General features: G+C 67.5%; 21 protein-coding genes. 8 read left to right on the top strand and 13 right to left on the bottom strand.

Annotated elements, in window-relative coordinates:
• Nucleotides 1–13: 13 nt before the first annotated feature.
• From K5L49_RS18060 to K5L49_RS18035, 6 genes are read right to left on the bottom strand one after another with little or no spacing between them, the layout of a single operon-like run.
• Nucleotides 14–1,177 carry a Gfo/Idh/MocA family protein gene (locus tag K5L49_RS18060; protein ID WP_223694926.1) on the bottom strand — a complete coding sequence of 388 codons (1,164 nt, stop codon included), beginning with the start codon at nt 1,175–1,177 and terminating at the stop codon, nt 14–16.
• Entirely contained in the window at nt 1,174–2,163 is a 990-nt protein-coding gene (locus tag K5L49_RS18055) for a nucleoside hydrolase (RefSeq protein WP_223694925.1), read from the bottom strand. Before K5L49_RS18055 ends, K5L49_RS18060 begins: the two co-directional genes overlap by 4 nt.
• Nucleotides 2,156–5,350 (bottom strand): hypothetical protein, encoded by a 3,195-nt coding sequence (locus K5L49_RS18050; RefSeq protein WP_223694924.1) that lies wholly within the window; start codon nt 5,348–5,350, stop codon nt 2,156–2,158. The genes K5L49_RS18055 and K5L49_RS18050 overlap by 8 nt, the downstream gene beginning before the upstream one ends.
• Nucleotides 5,351–5,381: 31 nt before the next feature.
• On the bottom strand, nt 5,382–6,245 hold the full coding sequence (locus tag K5L49_RS18045; RefSeq protein ID WP_223694923.1) for a carbohydrate ABC transporter permease: 864 nt from the start codon (nt 6,243–6,245) through the stop codon (nt 5,382–5,384).
• Nucleotides 6,238–7,176, bottom strand: coding sequence for a carbohydrate ABC transporter permease (locus K5L49_RS18040; protein WP_223694922.1), 939 nt, complete (start codon nt 7,174–7,176; stop codon nt 6,238–6,240). The genes K5L49_RS18045 and K5L49_RS18040 overlap by 8 nt, the downstream gene beginning before the upstream one ends.
• On the bottom strand, nt 7,176–8,453 hold the full coding sequence (locus tag K5L49_RS18035; protein WP_223694921.1) for an ABC transporter substrate-binding protein: 1,278 nt from the start codon (nt 8,451–8,453) through the stop codon (nt 7,176–7,178). The genes K5L49_RS18040 and K5L49_RS18035 overlap by 1 nt, the downstream gene beginning before the upstream one ends.
• A gap of 139 nt (nt 8,454–8,592) precedes the next feature.
• Here K5L49_RS18035 and K5L49_RS18030 point away from each other — a divergent pair, with 139 nt between their 5' ends.
• The gene (locus K5L49_RS18030) at nt 8,593–9,768 is read left to right on the top strand and encodes an ROK family protein (protein ID WP_223694920.1); all 1,176 of its coding nucleotides are present in this window, start codon (nt 8,593–8,595) and stop codon (nt 9,766–9,768) included.
• A gap of 20 nt (nt 9,769–9,788) precedes the next feature.
• Here K5L49_RS18030 and K5L49_RS18025 read toward each other — a convergent pair whose 3' ends face one another.
• Together K5L49_RS18025 and K5L49_RS18020 are read right to left on the bottom strand one after the other, a co-directional pair.
• Nucleotides 9,789–10,577, bottom strand: a complete 789-nt coding sequence (locus tag K5L49_RS18025) for a nucleotidyltransferase domain-containing protein (protein WP_223694919.1) — start codon at nt 10,575–10,577, stop codon at nt 9,789–9,791.
• Between the two features lie 42 nt (nt 10,578–10,619).
• Nucleotides 10,620–11,039 (bottom strand): hypothetical protein, encoded by a 420-nt coding sequence (locus tag K5L49_RS18020; protein WP_223694918.1) that lies wholly within the window; start codon nt 11,037–11,039, stop codon nt 10,620–10,622.
• Nucleotides 11,040–11,198: 159 nt separating this feature from the next.
• Between K5L49_RS18020 and K5L49_RS18015 the strand changes: the two genes are divergently transcribed.
• From K5L49_RS18015 to K5L49_RS18000, 4 genes are read left to right on the top strand one after another with little or no spacing between them, the layout of a single operon-like run.
• Nucleotides 11,199–11,642: a hypothetical protein gene (locus tag K5L49_RS18015; protein WP_223694917.1), complete on the top strand. Its 444-nt coding sequence runs from the start codon at nt 11,199–11,201 to the stop codon at nt 11,640–11,642.
• 10 nt (nt 11,643–11,652) lie between these two features.
• Complete coding sequence (locus K5L49_RS18010; protein ID WP_223694916.1) at nt 11,653–12,768, top strand: sensor histidine kinase; 1,116 nt, start codon at nt 11,653–11,655, stop codon at nt 12,766–12,768.
• Nucleotides 12,765–13,373, top strand: coding sequence for a response regulator transcription factor (locus K5L49_RS18005; RefSeq protein ID WP_223694915.1), 609 nt, complete (start codon nt 12,765–12,767; stop codon nt 13,371–13,373). The genes K5L49_RS18010 and K5L49_RS18005 overlap by 4 nt, the downstream gene beginning before the upstream one ends.
• 36 nt (nt 13,374–13,409) lie before the next feature.
• Nucleotides 13,410–15,143 (top strand): alpha/beta hydrolase, encoded by a 1,734-nt coding sequence (locus tag K5L49_RS18000; protein WP_223694914.1) that lies wholly within the window; start codon nt 13,410–13,412, stop codon nt 15,141–15,143.
• 28 nt (nt 15,144–15,171) lie between these two features.
• Here the strand turns inward: K5L49_RS18000 and K5L49_RS17995 are convergent, their stop codons facing one another.
• Nucleotides 15,172–15,864 carry a VIT1/CCC1 transporter family protein gene (locus K5L49_RS17995; protein WP_223694913.1) on the bottom strand — a complete coding sequence of 231 codons (693 nt, stop codon included), beginning with the start codon at nt 15,862–15,864 and terminating at the stop codon, nt 15,172–15,174.
• Between the two features lie 70 nt (nt 15,865–15,934).
• Between K5L49_RS17995 and K5L49_RS17990 the strand changes: the two genes are divergently transcribed.
• Entirely contained in the window at nt 15,935–17,185 is a 1,251-nt protein-coding gene (locus tag K5L49_RS17990; RefSeq protein WP_223694912.1) for an APC family permease, read from the top strand.
• 217 nt (nt 17,186–17,402) lie between these two features.
• On the opposite strand, the gene K5L49_RS17985 is transcribed toward K5L49_RS17990, so the two are convergent.
• Genes K5L49_RS17985 through K5L49_RS17975 form a run of 3 tightly spaced genes read right to left on the bottom strand, consistent with a single transcriptional unit; the run spans nt 17,403 to nt 20,772 of the window.
• Nucleotides 17,403–19,661 (bottom strand): heavy metal translocating P-type ATPase, encoded by a 2,259-nt coding sequence (locus K5L49_RS17985; RefSeq protein ID WP_223694911.1) that lies wholly within the window; start codon nt 19,659–19,661, stop codon nt 17,403–17,405.
• A gap of 11 nt (nt 19,662–19,672) precedes the next feature.
• The gene (locus K5L49_RS17980; RefSeq protein WP_223694910.1) at nt 19,673–20,563 is read right to left on the bottom strand and encodes a heavy-metal-associated domain-containing protein; all 891 of its coding nucleotides are present in this window, start codon (nt 20,561–20,563) and stop codon (nt 19,673–19,675) included.
• The gene (locus K5L49_RS17975) at nt 20,560–20,772 is read right to left on the bottom strand and encodes a heavy-metal-associated domain-containing protein (RefSeq protein WP_223694909.1); all 213 of its coding nucleotides are present in this window, start codon (nt 20,770–20,772) and stop codon (nt 20,560–20,562) included. Before K5L49_RS17975 ends, K5L49_RS17980 begins: the two co-directional genes overlap by 4 nt.
• A gap of 166 nt (nt 20,773–20,938) precedes the next feature.
• Here K5L49_RS17975 and K5L49_RS17970 point away from each other — a divergent pair, with 166 nt between their 5' ends.
• Both K5L49_RS17970 and K5L49_RS17965 read left to right on the top strand, forming a co-directional pair.
• On the top strand, nt 20,939–22,423 hold the full coding sequence (locus K5L49_RS17970; RefSeq protein ID WP_223694908.1) for an MFS transporter: 1,485 nt from the start codon (nt 20,939–20,941) through the stop codon (nt 22,421–22,423).
• A gap of 150 nt (nt 22,424–22,573) precedes the next feature.
• Nucleotides 22,574–23,014, top strand: coding sequence for a hypothetical protein (locus K5L49_RS17965; RefSeq protein WP_223694907.1), 441 nt, complete (start codon nt 22,574–22,576; stop codon nt 23,012–23,014).
• A 439-nt stretch (nt 23,015–23,453) separates the two neighbouring features.
• Here K5L49_RS17965 and K5L49_RS17960 read toward each other — a convergent pair whose 3' ends face one another.
• Nucleotides 23,454–25,166, bottom strand: coding sequence for an RCC1 domain-containing protein (locus K5L49_RS17960; protein WP_223694906.1), 1,713 nt, complete (start codon nt 25,164–25,166; stop codon nt 23,454–23,456).
• Between the last annotated feature and the right edge of the window lie 62 nt (nt 25,167–25,228).

Below are 25,228 nucleotides of genomic sequence, written 5' to 3'. Positions count from 1 at the left end.
CGGAGCGGGCCGCCTACGACATCTGACCTGCAGCGAAATACGCGGCCAGCTCCGGCTCGATCGGCCGGATCGTGCGGGGCACCGACCCTGTGCGCAACGACTCGGTGGCAGCCACGCCCACCGCCACCGCGTCGCGCGCAGCGACCGGAGAGGTCTCTGTGACGCGGCGCCCGCGCAGAAAGTCGATGAATTCCCGCACGATCGCCCGGTCGGCACCACCGTGCGTTCCCTCGCCCACCGGGATCGGGTACGAACGATCGCCCTCCGCCGAGTACTCGCTGCGGCGATTCCAGAGACGCACGACCCCGCCGTCCGAGTCGCCGAAGTTCTCGATCCTGCCCTCGGTGCCGATCACGGTGTAGTTGCGCCAGTAGTCGGGGGTGAAGTGGCACTGCTCGTAGCTGGCGAGCACGCCGTTGGCCAGGCGCATCGTCACGATCGACGCATCCTCGACGTCGATGACCGGATTGAGTTCGGCCTGAGCGAGGGGAGGCCAGTTGTCGAGGCTGGCGCGACGCCCCATCAACCGGTCGGAGTTGTCCCGCCGATCGGCGATACCGCCGTACACCTGAAGGTCGCCCATCGCGACGACCTGCCGTGTCGGCGCCCCGCCGAGCCAATGGATCACATCGAGATCGTGAGCCCCCTTCTGCAGCAGCAATCCCGTGGACTGGGAGCGGTCGGCATGCCAATCCTTGAAATAGAAGTCGCCACCGTGACCGACGAAATGCCGGCACCAGATCTGCTTGACCTCGCCGATCTCCCCGGCGAGTACCAGATCGCGCATCAGCCGGATCACGGGCATGTGGCGCATGTTGTGCCCCACATAGAGGCCCGTTCCGGTCTCTCTGGCAACCGCGAGGATGAAGTCGCAGTCTTCCACCGTGATCGCCATCGGCTTCTCCAGATAGACGGGAACGCCCATCCTCAGCAGGTCGACCGCGATCTCCGCGTGCGTGCCGTCGGGGGTGAGGACGAACGCTCCGTCCAGGTCGGCCGCGGAGAGCGCTGTGTGCGACTCCACGACGACCGGGCCGGTGCCGAACGTCTCGACCGCTCGCATCCGACCGGCCGCCGTCGTATCCGCGACCGCCACGATCTGCGCGTCGTACTCTGTCGCGAGTGTCGCCAGACTGCTCCGGGACCCCGCACCGACCACACCGAGTCTCATCGTCATCTCTCTCCTCCCACGCTGACGGCCGCCAGCGAGGTGCGCTCCAGCCAGGCCGTCGAGGCAGGTGGTGCGCACAGCCATCGATCGAGTCGGTCGGCCGTCTCTTCGATCGATCCACGCACACGCGCAACGCGATGCCGCCCACCGGGTGCCGCCGTCCAGGTCGACCGGCCCTCGCGATCCACGCTCACCGTTCCGGGCTCGCCGAAGTCGACGAGGTCGTCGAACAGCGGGGTGCTCAAGGCGACGGTGAGCAGGTCCCAGCTCGAGCGTCCGTTGCGGTCCCCGCTGTGCAGCGCGTATGCGATCGCGACGGGGCTGTCCGCGCCCTGCGCGGCGGTCAGCGTCGATCCCGTCACGATGTTCCAGCCCGTCTCCCAGCCGACGAAGTCGATCGAATGCGGCCACTCCTCGACGAAACGCGCGGTCGCTTCCGGGTTCCCAGCGAAATTGAACTCGGGCGCGTGATCCCGCATGGCCACGACATCGAACTGGCCTCCCATGGTCAGAGTGCGGCGCACCTTGGCCCTCACGAGTTCACGCCCGGCGAGCGGGCTGCCCGAATCGGGCGTCGAATCAAGCAGATCGATCAGGTTGCCGAGGTAGCCGATCGACACGAGCGTCACCGAATCGTCGCCGGCCCCGGCGAGGGCGCGACGCAGCATCGGAACCGCGGCCGTGTCACGCGGCAGGCCGACGAGATCGGGATAGAGCCGGGTCAGGGCTTTGGCGTAGTCCTCCGGTCCCGTCGACTCGTCGGTCGGCTGACGGATGCCCACCGGTGTCTGCGGCCGGCCGTAGAACGCGTTCACGACCTGCGCCGCCCCGAGGCTCCAGTGTCCTGTGGTGTTCACCCCCACTCCCAAAATGCTCACCTCCCCAGCGTCGGCGAGAGCATGAGCGACCGCCAGGGCGCCGACATCGTCGACATCGTCGCAGAGATCGGTCTCGATGAGCAGAGGAACCGGACCGGGCATCCGTTCAGTCATGCTGAACGACCGTGATGGTGTCGACAGAGAGTGCTCCCCCATTGCGAAGGCCCCAGATGAGGCGGTAGTCGGATGGTGTTCCAGTGGTGAAGGTGACCTCGCGGCTCTGGACGACGCCGACCGGGTCCGTCCAGGTGGTGAACCCCGCATCGGAGGAGGCGCCGACCGCCTGACTACGTGCCAGGAAGTAGAAGTGCCCGCCGACCCCCGGGGTCTGAACCGACTTCGTCGTGAAGCGGACCGTGTAGGTGGTGGAGGCCCGCAGGACGATCTCGGCGGGGTTCGAGTAGAGGAACTCGTACCAGTCGGTCGTGACCGGCGCAGCGCCGTGCGCCGAGTACGCTCCGGCGACAACGGTTCCGGCCGCCGAGGTGATGGTGCCGTAGGTGCCGTTGAAGCCCGGCGTGAAATGGCTCCTCGCGAAGCTCCCCGTCTCGAAGTCGAACGTCACACCCCCGTGCACGAACGGATTCGAGCGGGTGAGGATCGCGGTGTCCCCCTTGGCCATCGTCAGCGACACCGTGCTCACGGATGTGCCGAGAAGGCGACCGGCCGTGGTGTCGTAGACCGGTTCCGGAGTCGGGAACGCGACGGTCTTCGTTCCCGCGGTCGCCGCGTGAACCGACACCCAGGAAGCGTTCGCCTCGAAGTTATCGTCGGAGTCCTGGTAGACCCAGACTCCCGCATCCCGGTAGAGCCTGCGGAGCACCGCCGAGGGGACGGGCGGGGTCGTCGCGAGCACAGAACGCCAACCCGTCAGCTGTTTCGCCGCGATGACCGGGATGCTCTGCGCATCCGTCGAGCGTGCAAGCGTCGTGAACCCGGTTCCCGTCGGAACGAACAGCGGGTCGAGTTGGATCTCACCGCCCCGGGCCTCCGGCACGCCGGGGAAGAGCACCGGGTCGAGGTGATAGCTCACCGGCGGCAGCCCCGCGTTCTTGGTCTTCGTGATGACGACGTCGTCGATGCTGAGGCCTCCGCCGTTGTGGATTCCCCAGATCAGGTAGTAGTCCGAGAAGTTCTTGAGCGTGAACTCGAACGACTTCTGGGCGGAGGCGCCGACCGAATCCGACCACTGGTTCGATCCGACGTCCTGGGGCACGCCACCGGATCCGGTGCGCGCGACGAAGTAGAAGTACGCGCCCGCGCCCGGTGCGGTCAGCGTCTTGGTTCGGAACGTCACCCGATAGGTTGCGTTCGCCTCCAGCGGCACGGCCGACGGGACCGAGTAGAGGAACTCCTGCCAATCCTTCGTCGCTGGAGCCGTCCCCTTCACCGAGAACGCCCCGGCGATCACCTCGGCGGGCTGGCTGGTGATGGTTCCCGTCGTGCCTACCGCGCCGGCGCTGAAAGCCGACCCGAAGCCGCCCGATTCGAACGACTCCTGTCGCAGCGGCGTGTTCGGGTCCGGTGGTGTGCCGCCCGACGCCGTCGTGAGAGAGAGCGAAAACCCGGTGAGGCTCTCGACGGCGGCCTTGGAAAGCCCGGAGTCGGTCGCGTAGCCGGGAGCCCACCCCCAGATGAGGGTTCGACCGCCCGACTTGAGCGCATCGACAGCGATTCGCTCGGCGGCGGTGAGCCGGAACGCGTCCGGGAACACGTAGACCTTGTATCCAGACGGAACCGAGCCGTCGACGAGGTCTTCGATCAGATAGCGGTCGAAGGGGGCGCCGGCCCTGCTCAGCTCCCCCATTCCCTGCCGGCTGCTGAGCGTCGGCCCTTCGAACAGCTTCGCCGTCGTGTCCGTCTCACCGCCGAGCGAGAATTCACCGGCCGTCACCGAGATGACGGCCACCTCGGAAGTGCGCTTGCGCGAAACGTTCATCGAATAGTCGCCCCAGTGCTTGAGGGAGGCGAACTCGGTCGCGAAGGCCGGATCGGCGTACCAGAGCCCGGACGACTGGTCCATGTACCAGAGGCCGGTCGCATGGGTCACGGCCTGACCGAAGGCCCGGCGCACGATGCCGAGCGACTCTGCCATCGTCGTGGCGTAGACGAACGAGGTGCCCGGAGCCGCCAGATGGGTGCGGTCGTCCGATTCGTCGACGAACAGCTTGCCGTGCAGGCTGACGCTCTCCGTGTAGGTGCGGTACGCGCCGTCATCGCCGGGGGCACGGCGGTAGTACGAGTGCGGTGAGGTCACGAGGTCCACATCGCCGAGCCGGTGGAAGGCGGCCGCGGCACGGTGGTGCTGCTCCTGCGGCAAATAGCCCTGATCGGGCGTGTAGCCGTACAGCACGGAAGTGAGGAGGGATCCGCCGCTCTCGTCCTTCACGATCCACGCGAAATGGTCGATCGCATCCACGACGGCCTGATGGAACGCCTCGTAGTAGTCGATCACCTTCTGAGCGCTCAGCGGGTCGCGGAAGAGTCCGATGCTCGTCGAGCGGCGCTCGGCCGTGGTCGGGATCGTCACCGTTGCGAAGTCTGCGGTGGGGTCGTTCCACGCGGCGTGGAGCCGACCGGCATCGTTGCCGTATTTCGTGCGCAGGTGGGCGACCCACGCCAGCCGCATCGACTCCGTCGTGTCGGGAAGATAGTCCGCATTGAAGTACAGCCACTCGCCGTAGAGTCCGCCGGCGAGCGTCACCCCCATCACCCTTTCCCCCTGCGGCCCGTCGAGAATGTGGCGGATCATGGCGCGGAGCCGCACACCGGCCTCGGCGAGCCAGGTCGCAGAGGCGAAGGACGCATCCCGTTCCAGCTGCGCTCCGGACGGGTCGACGGCGTAGCCGAGCACCTCGGCCGGATGCGCGTCCAGCCACCACGACGGCGCCCACAGGTGCAGCCGGGGCAGGGTATAGCCGGCGGCGACCCGGGCATCGAACGTGGCGAGCACGCGGTCGATCACGCTGAAGTCCTGCTGGCCGGGGCCCGTCCAGCCGAGGTCGAGATAGCTGTCCTTCTCGATGAACGAGTAGAACTCGACGCCGGCCGCATCGAAGACCTGCCCGTCGTGCACCGAGATCTCCTGCTCGAACAGGTACATGGGGAATCGGGGCACGTCATCCACGAAGAGCGCGGGACTTCCGCGATGCGAGTCGACCCGGAACGAGGGGGCGCCGGTGGCCGGCGCACCCGTCTTCGGGCCGATGGGAACGGCGGCGGCCGCCATGGGCGATTCGCCGGCGAACATGCCGACCAGCAATGGGGCGCCAATGGCCCCCAGGAACGTGCGCCTCTTCATCGAGGTCCCCTCTCCACTGTCTGCATCGGGCTCAACCTTTGAGCCCCGAGAACGCGATTCCTTCGATCACCCGTCGCTGCATGAACAGGAAGAGGATCATGATCGGCAGCATCGCCATCAGGGCGGCGGCGAGCATCGACGGGTATTCGCTGCCGTGCTCCCCGGTGAACGACGCGAGACCGACCGACAACGGCATCATGTCCTGGGTGTTCACCACGACGAGCGGCCAGAGGAGCGATGACCACGAGGCGAGCACCGTCAGGATGCCGAGCGCGCTCAGCCCCGGCTTCGCCAGCGGCAGCATGATGCGCCAGAAGATCTGGAACGGATTGGCGCCGTCGAGCCGCGCCGCCTCCTCCAGTTCGTGGGGCAGCCCCAGGAAGAACTGCCGCATCATGAAGATCCCGAAAGCGTTGACGAGGCCGGGAACGACGATCCCGGCGAATGAGTCGAGCCAGCCGAACGCCTCGACGGTCTGGTACTGCGGGATCAGCAGCAGCGTCCCCGGCACCATCAGCATCGAGAGCACGATCGAGAACAGCGCGCCCTTTCCGGGGAACCTCATGCGGGCGAACGCATAGCCGCCGAGCGCACAGAGGATGAGCGTCGCCGCCGTCGTGAGCACGGTGATCACTACCGTGTTGCCGAGCTGCCGCAGGAACGGAATCTGGGTGAAGACGCCGAGATAGTTGTCGAGATTCCAGGTCGTCGGCCAGAGGACGGGAGGCACCGAGGTGATCTGATCGTTGGACATGAACGTGGCGAGCACCTGATACAGGAACGGCGACACCATCACCACCCCGCCGAGCAGGAGCACCACGTGCACGCCGAGCTGCGAACCCGTTCTCGTCGACCGCCGTCGGCGACCGTTCAGTGCCGATGTCGAGCTACTCATAGTGCACCCATCTCTTCTGCACCTTGAACTGGATCGCGGTGAGCGCTGCGATCATGGCGATGATGACCACACCGATGGCCGTGGCGTACCCCTTGTCGTTCTGCAGGAACCCTTCGTTGTAGAAGAAGTAGACGAGGGTCTGCGAGTGGGCGGCGTTCGGGCCGGTGCCGAGCATCACGAAGATCAGGTCGAACACTTGGAAGCCGCCGATCAGTGTGAGGACGGTCACGAAGAAGATCGTCGGCGTGAGCAGGGGCAGCGTCACGCTGCGGAACTGCCGCCCCGGGGAGGCTCCGTCGATCGAAGCCGCCTCGTAGAGATCGGGTGGGATGCTCTGCAACCCGGCGCTGAACACGATGATGTTGAACCCGAGGGAGAGCCAGATGCCCACGACCGCGACGGCGACGAGCGAGAGGCCGGGCGTCGACAGCCAATACGGGCCTCGGACGCCGAACCAGGAGAGAACGTAGTTGATGATCCCGAAGTCGCCGCTGTAGAGCATCCGCCAGACGATCGCGACGGCGACCGGCATGGTCACGACGGGCAGGAAGTAGAGCGTTCGGTAGAACGAGCGGAAGCGCAGCGCCGGCCGGTTCATGAGCGCGGCCAGCCAGATCGCGATCGGCACGTTCACGAGCACGATGAGCGTGTAGATGGCCGTGTTCCCGAGAGCGAGCGCGAAGTCGGGGTCGGTGAACAAGCGCGCGTAATTCTGCAGTCCGACCCAGGAGACATCGCCGAAGAACCCCCACGACGTGAAGCTGTAGTAGACGGTGCGCACCAGCGGCCAGACGAAGAAGATCGCGAGTGGGACGAGGATCGGGATCAGGAACAGCCAGGGCCAGATCCCGTCGGAGCGGCGGGCGGAGCGGCGCCCCGGACGGGCGGCGGTCGCCGCCCGTCCGGTCGCCACCGAAGCGGTCACGGCCATTACTTCTTCTCTTTGGCGAGCACCGCGTTCATCGCGGCCGCCAGTTCCTTGCACGCCTGCTCGGTGCTGAGCTCGCCGGTCCACGCCTTCGTGAGGTAGTCGTTCTCGAGCTTGTTCCAGGCGGCGGTATCGAGTGACACCGGGTACGGGGCCGCCTTCGCGGCCTGCTCGGCGAAGATCGACAGATCCCACTGCGGGAAGGCATCGGTGAAGCTCGATGCCGCACCGGTGAAGGCGGGGATGCCGAGACCGGCCTCGCCGTACATCGTCTGCGCCTTCGTGGAGCCGAGGAACGCCTGGAACTCCTGGGCGGCGGCCTTGTGCTTCGACCACGCGGAGACGGCGTCCGCGCCGCCCTGCACGGTCGTGACGAGATCGCTCGATCCGGTCGGCAGCGCGGCCACCGCGACGTCGGCCGCGTTCCCCGCGCTCTTGAGCGAGTTGGCGTTCCACGGACCGGACCACATCATCGCCAACTTGCCCGAGGTGAAGTACTGCGCCACCGGGGTGTCTGTGATCTGCTGCACGCTCGGAGACACGCCCTCCTTGGCGAGATCGACCCAGAGCTGGACACCTTTGATGGTCGCCGGGTCGTCGTAGCCCGACTTCGTGCCGTCTGCGGAAATGACGTGGCCCCCGGCCTGGATGATCGTGTTGTAGTACGTTTCCTGCCCGGTCCACGGCGCCGCAGCTGCCCCGTAGACGCCATCCCCTTTCAGCTTCGCGCTGATCGCGCGCGCTGCCGTTGTGAACTGCTCATCCGTCCAGCCGGCGGCAGGATAGGCGACACCGGCCTTGTCGAACAGGGCCTTGTTGTACCAGACCCCCATCGTGGCGTACCCGGTCGGGGAGGCGTAGAGCTTGTCGTCGAAGGTGTAGCTCTGGATCATCGCCTTGGGAAAGTTCTCGGGGTCGAAGCCGTCTTTTCCGGTCAGCGGTTCGAGGGCTCCGCCCGTCGCGTAGAGCCCCGCGTTGGGTTCGTTGATCCAGAACACATCGGGCAGGGTCTTGCTCGACGCCTGCGTCTGCAGTTTCGTCCAGTACTGGTCCCAGGGAAGGGCCTGCACGTTGACGGTGACGTTCGGGTGTTCCTTCGTGAACTCGGCGGCGATCTTCTGGTACGGCTTCAGTGCCGTCGCATCCCAGATCGTGTAGTTGATCGTCGCTTTCGCGTTCACATCGTCGCCGCTGGACGAGGCGCAACCGGCGAGGGATGCGGCGGCGAGCGCGACCACGACGGCGGCGGTGCCGAGGGTGATGCTGCGGGTTCGTTTCATGTGTCGGTCCTTAGGGAAGGGGGAGATCGTCTGATTAATAATCAAACTTTGCCTTTAAATTATCGAAACACATGGCCTTCGTCAAGCGCTGCGCTACGATAAATAACCAACTTCGCGTTCCAATATGTCCGGGGGTCCCTTGATCGACACATCAGCAGCCGGCGACCGCTCCCTCCTGCGCCGGATGAACAGTCACGCCGCCCTCCTCGCCCTGCGCGAGCAACGACAGACGCTCACCGAGCTCGCGAAACGCCTCGGCATCTCCCGCACCGCCGCGGAAGACGTGATGCGCGATCTCGTCGCCCTCGGCTGGGCGGGCGACACAGACGATGTCGAGCGCGACGCCCGACCAGGCCGCCCGGCCAAGACCTACCGTTTTCTCGCCGAGACGGGGGCGGTGGTCGGCATCGACATCGGTGTGCACAAGGTCCTCGCCGTCGCCGCCGATCTGAGCGGTCACATCCTCGCCACCCGTCGGTTCGACGTCACCGAAGACCTGGGCATGCTCGACCGGCTGGCGTCCGCGGAGGCCGCGGTGAACGATTGTCTCGACGCGGCAGGTCTCCGCCTCGACGACGTGTGGGCGATGGGCGCCGGCTCCCCCGGCGTGATCAGCCCCGAGGGCGTCGTGCGACGCTACGGCGGGAACGGCCTGCCGGGCTGGGTCGGTCTCGATCTCGCCACCCGCCTGAGCAACCGGTGGGGCCGACCCGTCGTCGTCGACAGCGACAATACGCTCGGCACGATCGCCGAACATTGGCGGGGAAGCGCCCGCGGCGCCCGCAACGTGGTCTACATCCTCTCGGGAAACCGCACAAGCGCCGGTCTCCTCGTCGACGGTCGCGTCTTCCGCGGCCACTCCGGCGCCGTCGGCCTCGTCGGCGCCCTCCCCCAGCTCGGTTGGGCGGACGCGCCCTCCGATGTGGCCCGTCTCGACGCGCACGGGATCGGGGCCACGCGCGAGGAGCTCTTCCTCGCAGCGGCCACCGGCGAGCCCGCCGCGCTCGCCGCGCTCGACAGCTTCGCTTCCCATCTGGCGCTGGGCGTCGCAGCGATGTCGTTAGCCGTCGATCCCGAGCTGATCGTCCTCGGTGGAGGCATCTCCCGCGGCGGAGACGTCATCGTCGCGGCGATCCGCAAGCATCTCGATCTGCTCTTCGACGGGGCGCCGCCGCTCACCCTCTCCACGCTGGGAGACGAGTCCGTCGCGCTGGGCGCCGTGCGGCTCGCGCTCGACCGCATCGACTCCGCCCTTCTCGCCCGCGTTCAGACCTCGTCCGCGTTTCCGCCGCCCAGCGCACGCGAGGTGCTTTGACCGTCAGCCGGCCGGCGGCGTCACCGGTCGCGCTGAACAGCGTCGACGACGCCCGCCTCCGCGGCGGCGCGGCGGAGGATCGCCCCCACCTCGTCGACCGCGGCGATCAGCGCCTTCGGCTCGGATGAGAGCCTCGCGATCACGCCGTCGACCTCCCGGAGACCGGCCAGGGTGAGGAGCTGCTTCTCGTTGGTGATCCACTCGCCGTTGCAGGCCAGGATCGCGTGGCCGGTGCGGCAGGCGGCCTCGCTCAGCAGGCCGGCGCACTGGGCGACCCGGCCGTGCGCCGCATGGCCTTTGCGGGCGTAGTGCAGGGTGAGTCGGGCACCCTCCCACCAGACGGGCGGTGCCGACTCGCGCAGCGCATCCGGATACTCCCATCGAGGCAGATCACCGGTCAATACCCGGTTCACGCCGAGTTCGGCAAGGAGGATGTAGGTCGGGATGCCGGCCTGGTGGAACAGTAGCGGCTCGATGCGGAACTCGCCGCGTTCGGCGTCGTCGTGAATGCGGTCGATGAGGTCGAGGTCCCGATAGTGGATGTCCATCGGCCGGCCCTCGACCGTGAACGCCCCGCCCCCGTTGAAGATCGGGCCCCAACCGCCCACGTCGGTCGCCTCCCCGGCCCAGCCCAGCCCGCGCACGGCGGACGCGTCGAAGGTCGACCGGTAGTAGAGCGAGAAGTCCCAGTCACTGCCGGGATGGCTGACCCCCTGGGCCCGCGAGCCGCCCAGGGCCACCCCGAGCACGCCGGGAAGCTCGGCGAGGGCCGAAGCCACGTGGTCCAGGAACTCCGCGTCGTCCAGCATCCGCCCAACTTAGCGCAGCGTGAACGCTGGCGTTCCGGGTGCTCAGCCGGCGGGTTCGGCGCCCGCGTTCGGTTGCTCCCGCGCGAAGAGCCTCCGCACCCCTCGGCGGGCGAGCATCAGGACGATGATCAGCCCCGTCACCGGGAAGAACCCGCCGAGCTGAACCGCATCGCCGAAGACGAGCGCCACCAATTCGAGAACGAGGAACTTGCTCCCAGGAAGCACGAGCAGCAGCGTCACTGTGCCGATGACCCGACCAGCGATGCTCCGGGCCGCCCGAAGCCGGGCCACGATCGTCTTCTTCGCCCACAGCACCGCCTCGAGCACGATCTTGAGGAGGACGGCCGTGAGGAGCGAGAGCACGAAGGTCTCGGAGACCACCTGCGGAAAGAACTGGATGAACACTCCGAGCACCACCAGATAGACGAAGACGTCCACGAGGTCGATCGGGCGCACGCGCATCCCCCGAGTGTATCGAGCGACCGGCCATGGCCGATCCGCGCGGTTCGACCGCGATGTGACAAATGTCATCGCGGGCCGGTGGGCGATCTCACTACCCGCCGAATCCGGGGGCGGACAGCATGGTGTCGTACCGATCGTCTCTTCGACCGAAGGAGCATCATGACCGTCCAGAACCGCCCTGCCGTCGCCGTTCCCCGGGATGCCCTGCGGCATCCGCGTAGCGCCTCGGCGTTCCGCACCCTGAAGATTCTCGTCGGCTCCTACGCGGGGTTGAGTGTGCTTGCGCTCGTCGCTGCATTCGCGCTGGCGCGGGTGCCGGGAGCCGTCACCGATGTCGTCATCGTGCGCGGGACCATCGTCGTCGTCAGCGCCCTGCTGATGTTCTTCTTCGCGCGGGGCACCACCCGCGGCTCCCGCGGCGCCTTCCTCCGCATCCGCATCATGTCGGGCGCGATGGTCGTCGCGATCGCCGTCATCGTCTCCCTTCCTGGTTTCCTACCACTCTGGATGCGCATCGAACAGGCCGTCTGCGGGCTCCTGCTGATCGGCATCGTGCTCGTCGTCAATGGAAAACACCTGCGCGCCGTCTTCGCCGCCGCATAGAATCCCCTCGATGACACTGCACGAGCACCCCGCCACCCAGCTCCAGGGCTGGGCGCGGGGCTGGCGGCGCCTGGTCCTCGGGGCGGGGATGCTCGTCTATCCGCTCATCACCGCAACGGGGGTCGGGCTGTACTCGACGGGCCCAGCTGCCATCGTCGGTTACGTGATCGTCGTCGCGTTCTGCATCTGCTACCTCATCGGGGGCGGCTCGCTCGCCCGCGGCGACCGGCCCTCGTTCTGGATCCGGCTCGGCGCAATGACGGTGTTCTTCCTCGCCGTGATCCCGCTCGCCCACGAGTACGCCTTCTACCTTTGCGCGGTGATCCTCTCGATGGCTACTCCGGTGCTGCGGCGCCGGATCCTGCCGTTCGCCGTCGTCGCGGCCATCGCCGGCGTGCTGGTACCGTGGCTGGTCCCCGTCTGGCACACCGGGCCGGGCTGGGTACAGGGGATCATGATCGTGTTCACGGTTCTTCTCGTCTACGCGTTCAGCGAGATCGCGCGCGCCAACCAGAGCCTGCTCGAGACCCGCGCCGAGGTCGCCCGTCTCGCCTCCGATGCGGAGCGCAACCGTATCGCGCGTGATCTGCACGACCTCGTGGGCCACTCGCTCACCGCGATCACCATCAAGAGCAACCTCGCTCGCCAGCTCGCCGCGAAGGAGCACTCCCCCGCACTGCAGGAGATCAGCGAGGTCGAGGAACTCTCGCGTCAGGCGCTCGCCGATATGCGCGCCGCGATCTCCGGCTACCGCGAGGTGACGCTGGCGGGCGAACTGGCGAACGCGCGCGAGCTGCTGCGCGCTGCCGGGGTGACCGCCGACCTCCCCACCGCCGTCGAGGTCACCGACGCGAGCCGTCAGGAACTGTTCGGCTGGGTCGTCCGCGAAGGCATCACCAATGTCGTGCGCCATGCTCATGCAACGCGATGCACCGTCACCGTGACCGAGAGCCGCGTGGAGATCCGCGACGACGGCGACGGCTCGACCGCATCCGGTGGCTCGGGCCTCGCCGGGCTGCGCGAGCGCGTCGCCGCTGCGGGCGGCCGGTTCGACGCCGGCCCGTCCGCCCCGCGCGGCTGGCTGGTGCGCGCCAGCCTGGAGGCGGTGCCGGGGGCCGCAGCATGACGATCCGACTCCTCCTGGCCGACGACCAGGAATTGGTCCGCCAGGCCTTGCAGGCACTGCTGAATCTGCACGACGACTTCGAGGTCGTCGCCTCCGTCGGCCGCGGCGACGAGGTGGTGGACGCGGCGATGGCCGAGCATCCGGATGTCGCCCTCCTCGACATCGAGATGCCCGGCCTCGACGGTCTCGCCGCCGCGGCCGTGCTCGCCGCGCAGCTGCCGTCCTGCCGTGTCGTCATCCTTACCACATTCGGCCGCGCCGGCTACCTCCGCCGCGCGATGGAGGCCGGCGCCGTCGCCTTCGTCGTGAAGGACGCACCCGCCGACGTTCTCGCCGACGCGATCCGCCGGGTGATGCGCGGCGAGCGCGTCGTCGACCCTGCGCTGGCCGCTGCGACCCTCGCCGCGGGCGAGTCCCCGCTCACGGCTCGCGAGCGCGATGTGCTCATCGCCTCCCGCTCCGGTGCCGCCGTCGCCGAGATCGCGGCGAAGCTGTACCTCTCCGAGGGCACCGTGCGCAACTATCTATCGGGTGCGATGGCGAAGACCTCGGCGCGCAACCGCATGGAGGCGTTGCGTGTGGCGGACGAGCGAGGCTGGTTGTAGTTCCGCGGCCGAACAGGCTCCGGGAAGGCGCTAGATTTGTGTCGTCCAGCGCACTCGGAAGGATCCCGCATCCGTCGTCTCTCCCTCCCCCGTTGGCTGCACCTCGACTTCGGCGGCCTCATCATCGGCGGATTCGTCCTCGCCCTCACTCTGACCCCCTCGCTGGTGCCGAGACCCGCGCTCTTCCAGGGGCTCATCGCGGGCATCGGTTTCGGTCTGGGCTATGCCGTCGGAGCCGGCCTGTTCTGGATCGTGCGGCGCGCGATCCCGTGGCGTCCCAGCCGCCGAACCGTCGTCATCGTCTGGTGGGTGTTCTGGGTGGCGGCCGCTGCCGGCGCCCTCTGGCTGCGTTTCGCGGCCGTGGCATGGCAGAACGATGTGCGCCGGCTGGTAGAGATGCCCCCGATCGACGCCGCCGACTACGCCACCTACTTCGCGGTCTCCCTGGTGGTGAGCGTGGCAGCCATCGCGCTCGGGCGCGCCGTCGCCCGGCTCTTCCGTTGGCTGCGGCGTCTGATCTCCGCGCTGCTCACACGACGAAGCGGCGAGGCCGTGCCGCCGCGCAGCGTGCGCATCGGAAGCACCGCCGCATCCCTTCTCGCGACCGCTCTCGTGATCGCGCTGGTCTGCTCGGGCGTCGGTGCGCTCGGGATGTTCGCCGTCGACCGCGTATACTCCGCCCGCAACGACGTGGTGCAGACCGATGTGCGCGAGCCGGCCTCCACGTACCGCTCGGCCGGGCCGGGCTCCGCGGTTGCGTGGAACGCTCTCGGCAGCCAGGGCCGCGCCTTCGTCGGTGGTGGTCCGACCGCGGAACAGATCAGCGCGCTCACGGGCGAGCCGGCCGTGACCCCCATCCGCGTCTATGTGGGCATGACCGAACGGGTGAGCCTCGAGGCGCGTGCCGCGCTGGCTGTGCAGGAGCTCGTTCGCACCGGCGCCTTCGACCGCCGCGTGCTCGTCGTCGCGACGACGACCGGCTCGGGCTGGCTCGAACCCCAGGCGATGGACGCCCTGGAATACCTTCAGGGCGGCGACACCGCGATCGTGTCGATGCAGTACGCGTACACCCCCAGTTGGGTCTCCTTCGTCTTCGACCAGGAGCTCCCTGTCGCCGCCAGCAAGGCGCTCTTCGACGCGGTGCACGCGAAGTGGGCCGCCCTCCCTTCCGGCCACCGGCCACAGCTGATCGCCTACGGGCTGAGTCTGGGCGCGCACGGCATGCAGTCTGTCTTCACCAGCCTCGCCGATGTGCGCACCCGCACCGATGGCGCTCTCTTCGTCGGAAGCCCGAACGGCACCCCGCTCTGGAATGAGCTGCAGGATGCGCGCACGCCCGGCAGCCCTGCCTGGCAGCCCGTGCTCGACGACGGGGCCGAAGTGCGCTGGCTCTCCAGCCGCGGCGACTTCGATCGTCTGCCCGGGCCGTGGACTGCTCCCCGCGTCGCCTATCTTCAGCACGCGAGCGATCCGGTCACCTGGCTCGGTCCTTCCCTGCTGTGGAGCGAACCGGATTGGCTGAAGCCGGGCAAGCGTGGCCCGGACATCAGCAGCGACATGCGGTGGATCCCCCTCGTCACCGGCGCTCAGGTGCTCGTCGACATGCTTCTCGGCGAGAGCGTCCCGGCGCGGCACGGCCACAACTACGGCGACGTCATCCTCGACGCCTGGGTGGCGGTGTCCCGCCCCACCGAGTTGTCGGATGCGGCTCTCGCCCGGGTGCAGGCGAAACTGGAGTCCTACGCCACGGACTCTCCGATCTCGGAGTAGGGCACGGCGACCTGCTCGCCGACATCGCTCAGAAGATCAGCGCGCCCACGAGGTAGCTCACGCCCAGCGTCCCGACACCGACCGCCACCGACCGAGCGATCGTCCGCCAGACGGTGGTGTGCCCGCTGCGCGCACTGACGATCGACGTCAGCACCAATGAGAGCACGACCGCCACGAGCACAGCCCAGGCCTCCAGCCTCCCCGGCACCAGGATCGTGATCAGCAACGGGATGAACGCGCCCAGCACATAGGCGGCGCTCGCCGTCACCCCCGCCCAGACGGGAGCGCCGCGGGACATGACTTCCCGGATGCCGTGCTCGGCCTCCAATTGCGCGCCCAGTGCATCCGCGGCCGTCAATTGTTCCGCCACCTGACGCGCCAACCCGGCGGCCACACCCTTGGATTCGTAGTAGCCCGCCAGCTCGACGATCTCGTCTTCGGGGCTGAGGGCGAGTTGCACCGCCTCCTCCCGCGCCACCGCGAGCTGCGCATCCCGTTCGGCGGCGCTCTCGGACCATTTGGCGCCGCCCAGGCTGAGCCCGCCGGCGACGGTGGCGACCAGCGCCGCCGTGAGGAGCGTCGCATCACTGGCTCCCGCGCCAGCGAAACCCTCCAGAACACCGGCCGTCGCGATGATGCCGTCGTTCGCGTCGACGGTCCACGACCGCAACGATGCCGCATCAGCCACCGCATCGCGGAAGCGGATGATCAGACTGGGCATGCGACATGGTCTCACACTGCCGGGCCGCCGAATGATGTCGATCGGCCCACGGCTGAGGCACACTCTCCTCATGACGAAAAGCGAGGAAGCCGGCACGCTCTCCACCGCTCATGCGATCTCCCTCTACGTCGGCGCGCTGCTCGGCCCGAGCCTGCTTCTGCTCCCCGGGCTCGCCGCGGCTGCGGCCGGCCCGGCCTCGATCCTCGCCTGGCTGTTCATGCTCATCGTCTCCGGGCTGCTCGCCGTGGTGTTCGCGGTGTTCGGTCTGCGCACCCCGTCCGGCGGGGGCGTGGCGACGTATGTGACGACCGCGTTCGGTCCGCGCCTGGGCACGGCGACGGCCTGGTGCTTCCTCGCCGGCGTCATCGCGGGCGCGCCGGTCGTCTGCCTGATCGGCGGCAACTATGTCGCCGACCTCCTCGGCGGCGGAACCCGAACGAGCCTGATTGCGGCCGGGATTCTGCTCGTCGTCGTGCTCATCGTGACGCTCGCGGGCGCCCGCGCGTCGGCGGGGATGCAGCTCGGTCTGGTCGGACTGCTGCTGGCGATGGTCGCCGTCGCTGTGGTGGGCGCGATCCCGTCCGCCCGGGCGGACAACTGGATTCCGTTCCTCCCGCACGGCTGGGGGTCGATCGGGAGCGCCGCCTCCAGTCTGATGCTCTCGTTCGTCGGGTGGGAGTCGGTCGCCTCGCTCACGGTGAGACTGCGGAATGTTCGCACACAGCTGCCGAAGGTGATCGGGATCTCGTTCGCGACGACGACGCTGATCTACCTGGCGCTGGCCTTCTCGACCATCGCCGTGCTCGGGGTGGACGCCGGCGGCACGGTTCCGCTCGTCCGTCTCATGGAACGGCCCCTGGGCCCCGCCGCCCCGCTGATCGGCGCGATCGTCGCCGTCCTCCTCACCCTCGCGGCCGTGAACGCCTACATCTCCGGGGGAACAGCGCTGGCGACGAACCTCCTGTCACCGTCAGCGGATGCCGGGCCACGATTGCCGGGCCGACTGTTCGTCCCCGTCGGGATCGTTCTCGCCAGCGTTGTGCTGCTCGGAGCGTACGCGACCGGGCTCCTCACCCTCGCGCAGATGGTCTCGGTGCCCACCGCGCTCTTCCTCAGTGTCTACGTGATGTGCACGGCTGCCTCTGTCCGCACGTTCCGAGGCGGACTGCTGGTGGTCGCTGTGCTCGCCTTCGCCGGTGTCGCCGCCGTCGCAGTCTTCACCGGATGGACTCTGGCGATCCCGCTGCTGGTGGGCGTCGCCGGGTACCTTCGCGCCCGCCCGGCTCTGCGCCGCACCCCGAGCTCGGACGCGACCGACTAGACGGTCTCCTCCCCGACGACCGCCAGCGTGCCCGGACGCGCTGCCGAACGACCTCGCGGCATCGCACGCGACGAGTTCGCCGAGCCTCGAACGCAGTTCGGATTCGATCTCCCGATGAACCTCCGGTGTTGACGATCCTCGCCGCGGGGTCGGTGCCGGCCGCGGGTACCGATACCCGCGGCAGGTGCCCGCCGGTCACCCCCGGCTCACCGCCGTTTCACCGCTGGGCGACGCTCGTGAAACCGCGCAGCCGCAGACTGTTGGCGACGACGAAGACGCTGGAGAGCGCCATCGCGGCGCCCGCGAGCATGGGGTTGAGCATCCCGAGCGCGGCGACAGGGATCGCCGCGACGTTGTAGGCGAACGCCCAGAACAGGTTGGTCTTGATCGTTCCGAGCGTCCGGCGCGAGAGCCGGATCGCGTCGACCGCGCTGCGGAGGTCGCCGCGCACGAGGGTGATGTCGGATGCTTCGATCGCGACGTCGGCCCCGGTTCCCATGGCGATGCCCAGATCGGCCTGGGCGAGCGCGGGGGCGTCGTTGACTCCGTCGCCGATCATCGCGACGACCCTGCCTTCGCCCTGCAGCCGACGGACGACGTCGACTTTGTCCCGCGGGAGAACCTCGGCGATGACATCGTCGATGCCCACTTCCGCGGCGATCCGCCGGGCCACGGCCGTGTTGTCACCGGTGAGGAGCACCGGCTTCAGACCGAGCGCTTTGAACTTCGCGATGGCGTCGGCGCTGGTCGACTTGACCGTATCGGCCACGACGAGGATGCCGCGGGCCTGTCCGTCCCAGCCGACGGCGACGACCGTCTTGCCTTCACCCTCGGCGAGCGCCTTGGCCGCGGAGAGGCCCGGGCTCAGCTGGAGCGACCACTCGGCCAGCAGCGACTCGCGACCCACCAGCACAGCGTGACCATCGACGACCCCCTGAACGCCCTTCCCTTCGATGTTCGCGAAGTCGTCCGGGGTGAGCAGCGCGCCGACCTCCTGCGTCGCCCCCGTAGCGATCGCCTGCGCGATCGGGTGCTCCGAGGCGTCCTCGAGCGCGCCGGCGAGGCGCAGCAGCTCCGCGCGATCGGTACCGGGTTCGACGACCACGTCGACGAGCTTCATCGTGCCGGTGGTGACGGTGCCGGTCTTGTCCAGGACGACGGTGTCGACCTTGCGGGTGGATTCGAGCACTTCCGGCCCCTTGATGAGCACGCCGAGCTGCGCCCCACGTCCGGTCCCGACCAGCAGTGCCGTCGGCGTCGCCAACCCGAGCGCGCACGGGCACGCGATCACCAGGACGGCGACCGCAGCGGTGAAGGCAGCCGTGACCGGGAACCCCGCGCCCAGCCAGCCGCCGAGGGCGGCGATCGCGACCACGATCACGATCGGCACGAACACCCCCGAGATCCGGTCGGCCAGGCGTTGCACCCCGGCTTTGCCGGTCTGGGCGTCCTCGACGAGTTTGGCCATCTGCGCCAGCTGCGTGTCCGAACCGATCCGGGTCGCACGCACCACGAGTCGGCCTCCGACGTTCGTCGTGGCGCCCGTGACCGCATCCCCCGCGGCGACCTCGACCGGAACCGCTTCGCCGGTGAGCATGGATGCGTCCACGGCCGATGTGCCGGCGACCACGACGCCGTCGGTGGCGATCTTCTCCCCCGGGCGCACGATGAACTCGTCGCCCACCCGCAGCTCCTCGACCGGGATCTTGGTCTCGACCTCGCCTCGCAGCACGGAGACCTCTTTCGCGCCGAGCTCCAGCAGGGCGCGCAAGGCGGCGCCGGCCTGCTTCTTCGACCGCTTTTCGAAGTACCGGCCAGCGAGGATGAACATCGTCACGCCCGCCCCGACCTCGAGGTAGATGTTCGCGGCGCCATCCGAGGGGGCGAGCGTGAACTCGAACGGATGCGTCATGCCCGGCGTTCCGGCCGTTCCGAAGAACAGCGCGTACAACGACCAGAGAAACGCCGCGGAGGTGCCGAGCGAGATGAGCGTGTCCATCGTCGCGGCGCCGTGCCGCAGGTTCGTCCAGGCGGCCTTGTGGAACGGCCACGCCGCCCACACGATTACGGGGGCGGCCAGCGCGAGCGACGCCCACTGCCAGTATGTGAACTGCAGGGCAGGGATCATCGCCATCGCGATCACCGGCACGCTCAGCACGATCGAGCCGATCAGCCGGGTGCGCAGCGACCGCAGCTCCGTGTCGGCGTCGTCGTGCTCGCCGTCCTTCTTCGTCACGCGGGGCGCCGGCAGCGTGGCGGTGTATCCGGTCTTCTCGACCTCCGCGATCAGCGCGGCCGGGTCGTAGCCGCTCGGCACGGTCACTCGCGCCTTCTCGGTCGCGTAGTTCACCGTCGCGGTGACGCCGTCGAGCTTGTTCAGCTTCTTCTCGATCCGCATCGCGCAGGAGGCGCAGGTCATCCCGCCGATCTCCAACTCGACGCCGGTGCCTGCACCCGGGAGGGCTGATGTGCTCATGGTTCGTTCCTTCAGTGGATGCTGGGGGCGGCGTCGAGTACGAACTCGGCGGTATGGACCTGACCGGCGACCTGGAAGTCCAAGTACAGCAGGTAACGCCCCGCGGTCGGCGCTTCTGCCGCGAACACGATCGTCGGGCCGGCCGTCTGGCCGGCGATCGGCTCGTCACCGTCGGCGTGCACGTGCAGGAAGGCGAGGTCGCCTTCGCGCAGGGCGACGAGGTGTCCGAACGCACCCAGGTACGGCTCGAGCGTGGTGTTCGGCTCGCCGTCGCGGGCGACGGTGATCGTCAGCCGGCTCGACGTGCCGGCGGTCAGCTCGCCCGCCAGGGAGACCGTGTATCCGTCGACGTCGTCGACCCGGCTCGGCTGCGGCGCGACGGGAATGAACTCCCCCGCCACCTCAACGGTGCGCGTCAGGGTCAACGAGGGCGCTTCGGCGCCGGCCGGCGTGAAGTCGGCGAAGACGCGGTAGCTCCCCGCATCCGTCCATTTCCACGGGGCCGACCAGGTTCCCGTCGATCCGTTCAGCACCGGGTGCGCATGGCGGAACCCGCTGCCGTCCGACCGGGCGACGATCAGATGCAGTTCCCGATCGTGCGAAGTCGCGTAGTCCGTCACCGCGGCGCCCGTGACGTCGAGGATCCGAAAGCTCAGCTCGCCGGTCTCGCCGACGACCTTCGGAGCCTCGACCGGCGACAGAGTGAATCCATCGGCGGCGAGTGAAACCCCCTTGGGCGCATCCGCTGCACTGTGTGCCGCTCCGTGATCGTTCATATCCGTTCCCTTCTCCCATTCGCTGACAGCGCTTCGAGGGATGAGCGCCCCGGCGATGCCATAAGCACCGCCGAACGCCACCACGACCCCGAGCCCGAAGAGGGCGAGTCGTGTGCCGGTTCTCATCCCGCCCGCACCGCCGAGTACCCCGCCTCGGCCACGGCGGCGAGCACCTGTGCATCGTCGACGGTCTCGGTGGCCGTCACGACCAGTCGGCCCGTCTGTGCGCTCAACTGGATGCCCTCGACACCGGCGAGCTGGCCGACCTCTTCGCGGACCGACATCTCGCAGTGCCCGCAGGTCATCCCTGTCACCTGGTACTCGTTCGTCGTCATCACGTCTCCTTGCTCTCGGATTGGTACCCCTACTGGGTATCACCAACCATATACCCCTCTAGGGTATTCCGCCAACCGCCGGCGGCGATGGAAATGAATACCCCCCATGGGTATAAGCTCTCGTCTCACCGGGGCTTCCCGGCCGTCTCTCAGGAGGAAATCGCTCATGTCTCTCCACCCATCCCCATCGCCGGCGAAGCGATGGCTCGGCTTGGCGCTGATCGCCACCGCGCAGTTCGTCGTCATCATGGACACCTCGATCATCGGCGTCGCCTTACCGGACATCCAACGGGACCTCGGCTTCACACCGGAGTCCCTGTCGTGGGTTTTCAACGCTTACGTTGTCGCCTTCGGCGGCCTGCTCCTGTTGGGCGGCCGCCTTGCCGATGTCTTCGGCGCCCGGAAGGTCTTCGTGGCGGGTTGGCTGGTCCTGATCGCGGGCTCGGTGCTCGCCGGCGCCGCCGGCAGTATCGGGCTCGAAATCGTCGGCCGCGCCGTGCAGGGCGCGGGGTCCGCGCTGATCGCCCCGGCGGCGCTCACCCTGTTGATGACGCTTTTCGGTGGCACCGCCGAACTTCCTAAGGCTTTCGCCGTCTATGGCGCGGCGGCACCGATCGGCGGCACGGCCGGCGTCTTCCTCGGCGGAGTGTTGACCGAATACGCCACCTGGCCCTGGGTGTTCTACGTCACCGTCCCGATCGCTGTCTTCGTCCTCGCATTCACCGCGACCGCGCTGCCCCGCACCCTCCGCAAAGCGTCGGGCTCGATCGATCTCGGCGGCGCCGTCACGGTGACGGCGGGGCTCGCCGCAATCGTTTACGCGGTCGTCAACGCCCCCGCGTCCGGCCGGTCCTCGCCCGTCACCCTCATCGCGCTGGCGGGAGGGGTCGTGCTGTTGGTGGTCTTCTCCCTCATCCAGGCTCGAAGCCGCACTCCTTTGTTGCGCCTGGGTCTCCTTCGCGCCCCGCTGCTGGGAGCAGCGAACGCCGCCCAGCTGCTTCTCGGCGGGTCGTGGGTGTCCATGTGGTTCTTCCTGAACCTCTACCTGCAGCAGATTCTCGGCGCATCCGCTTTCGCCGCCGGCGCCGCGCTCCTACCGATGACCGGTCTCGTCGTTCTCGTGATGGTCGCGGTGGCGCCTCGGCTCCTCGCGCGATTCGGCGCGAAATCGCTGATCGTCGCCGGACTCGCCCTTCTGTCTGCCGGCCTCGTGTGGCTTTCGTTCGTCCGTCCCGACGGCACGTACGCCACCGATGTCCTCCCTGCCTCCCTCCTGGCCGCCCTCGGGATGTCACTTGCGTTCGTCCCTTCCCTGGGCACGGCGATCAACGCAGCGCCACCTGCTGAGACCGGCGTCGCCTCCGGGCTGGTCAGCACCAGCTACCAGATCGGCTCCGCCCTCGGTCTCGCCGCCCTCACGGCGATCGTCGCAGGTATCAGCGGCGCCTCCGCAGTTGCGGCCGATCTCACCCGCGGATACTCCGCCGCCTTCCTCGGCGCTGGTCTCCTCGCTCTCCTCGGGGCGGTGATCACCGCGGTCGCGATGAGGAGACCGTCCGCATCCGCCCCTGACCCTGCTCGTGCCTCTACCTCTGCCTCTGCCTCCGCCTCCGCCTCCGCCTCCGCCTCCGACGAGTCGGTCTCGATGTGACTTCCGGGGAGGGGCGGGGTTCACCGCTCCTCCCCTGGCTGGTGGTGTAGACGCCACCGGCTGCCGCATACTGGAGGGAGGCCGCACACAGCCCGCTCCAGGCTCGACGATCGAGATCCTCCTGTGGGGCCCGCTCGAGAGGACAGCGTCATGACCGACCAGGACAGGGAACCCCTTTTCCTTTCCGGCGGGATGCGCCCGGGAGTGTCCTGCGCACCGGTCGCGTTGCCGAACGCCGAAGACGTGTTGCCCGGCTCGGTGATGCTCGACGTCACCGGTCTGCGCTGGCGGGCCACCAGCACGGCGTGGGTCCCTGTCGTGATCGTGACCAGTCTCGAGCACCGAGCGCTCGCCCGACGTACCCACCTCATCGGTGGGGTGTCGCTCGCCGCCTTCGCCCTCATCGTCGCGATCGGCGTCGTCGCCCTGGTCGGGCACGCCCTGATCCCGACGCTCGCCGCGCTCCCCCTCTTCGCCGTCGCTGTCGGCTTCGGCTTCTGGTGGTCCCGCCTCCACCAGCGACTAGTCGCCCAGGACGTCGTGCCGGAGCCGTCGGCGGCGGACGACACCCCCGGACGCCGGGCGGCCTGAGCGAGGCGGTCCCCACCAATCACGTCTCCCTCGCTCTCGTCGGTGAACTCGCGTACGCACGTGGGGCAACTCGAGCTGCCGTTGTGTTGTCCACCCACGACCGGCAACTGCGCTGCGACGTCGCCGATCGGCCGCAGCCTCACCTGAGTGCGAGGGCCGAAGGCGAGGTGCCGGCGTGAGCAGGAAGAACCTCATTCGAGCAGCTGGCAAATATGACCAGCGACCGTTACCCGGATCGAGGGACCACATCACCGCATGCGACGCCAGCACGGCCTAGCGGAGCTGCCACGGATCGATATTGAGACAAATCTGACGGATACCGTGTTGCTGGCGGCGTAAACGCTTGACTCAACCAAATGACGGTCGACCCACTTGGCTGACGTTCTTCATCGCTTCCTTCACCATCGCCGTCTATTCACGATGGAGTCATGGGGAGCCGCTAACCAAACGGTCTCACCCCGCTCATCGGACTCTGCCATTCGCCCAGAGTGAAGTAGGAGCGGTAAAAATACACTTCTCCAGGGACAAGGCCGCATCGGCCGTCGCTGGCCGTTGTACCCTCGCACGCTGCTAGAAGCGTTGCGGGAAGAGTCGGTTGGAGGTTTGGAGTGGCCCGACCCCATTCAAGCGGTCCTCGCGCGAGAGCACCCATGGACGCATTTCCTGCGCACTCAAGAGTGCCATCGGTGAACAACCAGCAACGTGTTCCTTGAGCACTGGCTGACTTGACGAGGGTTTTTCCCGCGGGCAAGACGGTCGCCGTGGCTGAAAAGTTCGCTTTGCGCTCGGCGGTCCCGAACTTTCCCTCACTGTTATTGCCCCAACAGGTGCTGGTGTTGTTGATGATCGCGCAGTTCGAATCCCACTCCGAGTCGAGAGATTGCACCGTGCCAGCGGGAAGTCCAAGAATTCGAACAGGAGACCGCTGTATGCCGTTGACATCCGGAAACCCCATGCCTCCGTTAATGGTGGAACCCCAGCAAAAGACATCTGTCTCTGACGCGGCGCAATAACGTTGTGAGTCGGCAGAATATGCGGTCGCGACGATTGATTTGAGCACGGTAGCGCTAGGATGACCACTCATGAAAAACGCAATCTCTTTGGGCACAAAGTGGCGGACAATCGAAGCGTTTCCGAGAGCACCGCGTTGTGCGTCTCCCGTACAGTAACCTTTGCCATTTGCGATCAGACATGTCGTGTTTTGCCCGGCTGCAATTTGTTCGATCCTTGCGTTCGGACGGAGGGCTTCTGCGCTATTACTCTGCTTCATCGGAGCAGGGGGCAGATACTGGTTCCACCCATGCTGGCTCCCGCGACCGAGTTCGCCGTGCGAGTTGGTGCCCCAGCAGTATGCCGTTTTCTGATCGAGGACCGCGCACGAGTGCGTTTGCCCAGCGGACAATGCAGTGATCTCTCCCTGCGGCAGGGGCACACGCTTGAGAGTCGGCTGAGCGCTTGCCGCGTTAGCGCCGCCCCAGCAATACACCTCGGCTGTGCTCGCGGCGCACATCGACCCTAAGGTGCCTCCCTCTAGCCGAGTGATGACAGTGCCAACGGAGAGGTCTGATTCGCTCTTCTGGTGAGTGTAGGCCACCTCACGCGGCTCACCTCGGCTCAGACTCAAACTCTCTCCAGTTCCTAAACTGCCGTTGCGGTTGGTCCCCCAACAGAACACCTTCCCTGCGGCGATCGCACAACCCCCAAAGCTGAACATGGCGACATCCGTGAACGCGACACTCGTTGAAACGGGATCAGACGGTTCGTCGGTAATGAATTGAGAATCGGAACTTCCTACGAGTGTCGACTCAGCGAAGTCTTCAGTTGTTGACCGTTCAAGAAAATACTGCGGCGACAGGGTTCTGCTGGATGGGGCTTGCCCGAGATCAAACTCAGGAGCCACCCAGGTGTACTTAATGGGCTCAGGGTACGGCAGCGCTGCAAGGGTTGAGGCAGATACTTCAGCTTCAATGGAGCCGGTAGTAAGGCTCCAGAGCCCTTCGGCAGCACCAGCCGATACAACGCTGAGCCCAAGCGCGAGAGCGATGCCGGTGACTATCGGACGGCGGCCTGTTTTCGATTTACGTGTTTTATCCATCAGGAACCTTTCAACGATGTAAGGAACGACATCTGTATTTTGCGAGGAATGCAGCAACTCAGGGCGCGTTCGCCGTCGGCGCCTCACTGCTTTCGCCTGAGCATGCGAGTTTGTATCTC

The sequence above is a fragment of the Leifsonia poae genome (assembly GCF_020009625.1).
GTDB classification, from domain to species: domain Bacteria; phylum Actinomycetota; class Actinomycetes; order Actinomycetales; family Microbacteriaceae; genus Leifsonia; species Leifsonia poae_A.
The sequence above is the reverse complement of the archived record's forward strand: the minus strand, read 5'-3'. Positions and strand labels throughout refer to the sequence as shown.

What these genes read in the sequence shown, in the direction of transcription:
- K5L49_RS18060 (WP_223694926.1), bottom strand. Translation starts at nt 1,177, where the DNA reads ATGACGATGAGACTCGGTGTGGTCGGTGCGGGGTCCCGGAGCAGTCTG.
- K5L49_RS18055 (WP_223694925.1), bottom strand. Translation starts at nt 2,163, where the DNA reads ATGACTGAACGGATGCCCGGTCCGGTTCCTCTGCTCATCGAGACCGAT.
- K5L49_RS18050 (WP_223694924.1), bottom strand. Translation starts at nt 5,350, where the DNA reads ATGAAGAGGCGCACGTTCCTGGGGGCCATTGGCGCCCCATTGCTGGTC.
- K5L49_RS18045 (WP_223694923.1), bottom strand. Translation starts at nt 6,245, where the DNA reads ATGAGTAGCTCGACATCGGCACTGAACGGTCGCCGACGGCGGTCGACG.
- K5L49_RS18040 (WP_223694922.1), bottom strand. Translation starts at nt 7,176, where the DNA reads ATGGCCGTGACCGCTTCGGTGGCGACCGGACGGGCGGCGACCGCCGCC.
- K5L49_RS18035 (WP_223694921.1), bottom strand. Translation starts at nt 8,453, where the DNA reads ATGAAACGAACCCGCAGCATCACCCTCGGCACCGCCGCCGTCGTGGTC.
- K5L49_RS18025 (WP_223694919.1), bottom strand. Translation starts at nt 10,577, where the DNA reads ATGCTGGACGACGCGGAGTTCCTGGACCACGTGGCTTCGGCCCTCGCC.
- K5L49_RS18020 (WP_223694918.1), bottom strand. Translation starts at nt 11,039, where the DNA reads ATGCGCGTGCGCCCGATCGACCTCGTGGACGTCTTCGTCTATCTGGTG.
- K5L49_RS18015 (WP_223694917.1), top strand. Translation starts at nt 11,199, where the DNA reads ATGACCGTCCAGAACCGCCCTGCCGTCGCCGTTCCCCGGGATGCCCTG.
- K5L49_RS18010 (WP_223694916.1), top strand. Translation starts at nt 11,653, where the DNA reads ATGACACTGCACGAGCACCCCGCCACCCAGCTCCAGGGCTGGGCGCGG.
- K5L49_RS18005 (WP_223694915.1), top strand. Translation starts at nt 12,765, where the DNA reads ATGACGATCCGACTCCTCCTGGCCGACGACCAGGAATTGGTCCGCCAG.
- K5L49_RS17995 (WP_223694913.1), bottom strand. Translation starts at nt 15,864, where the DNA reads ATGCCCAGTCTGATCATCCGCTTCCGCGATGCGGTGGCTGATGCGGCA.
- K5L49_RS17990 (WP_223694912.1), top strand. Translation starts at nt 15,935, where the DNA reads ATGACGAAAAGCGAGGAAGCCGGCACGCTCTCCACCGCTCATGCGATC.
- K5L49_RS17985 (WP_223694911.1), bottom strand. Translation starts at nt 19,661, where the DNA reads ATGAGCACATCAGCCCTCCCGGGTGCAGGCACCGGCGTCGAGTTGGAG.
- K5L49_RS17980 (WP_223694910.1), bottom strand. Translation starts at nt 20,563, where the DNA reads ATGAGAACCGGCACACGACTCGCCCTCTTCGGGCTCGGGGTCGTGGTG.
- K5L49_RS17975 (WP_223694909.1), bottom strand. Translation starts at nt 20,772, where the DNA reads ATGACGACGAACGAGTACCAGGTGACAGGGATGACCTGCGGGCACTGC.
- K5L49_RS17970 (WP_223694908.1), top strand. Translation starts at nt 20,939, where the DNA reads ATGTCTCTCCACCCATCCCCATCGCCGGCGAAGCGATGGCTCGGCTTG.
- K5L49_RS17965 (WP_223694907.1), top strand. Translation starts at nt 22,574, where the DNA reads ATGACCGACCAGGACAGGGAACCCCTTTTCCTTTCCGGCGGGATGCGC.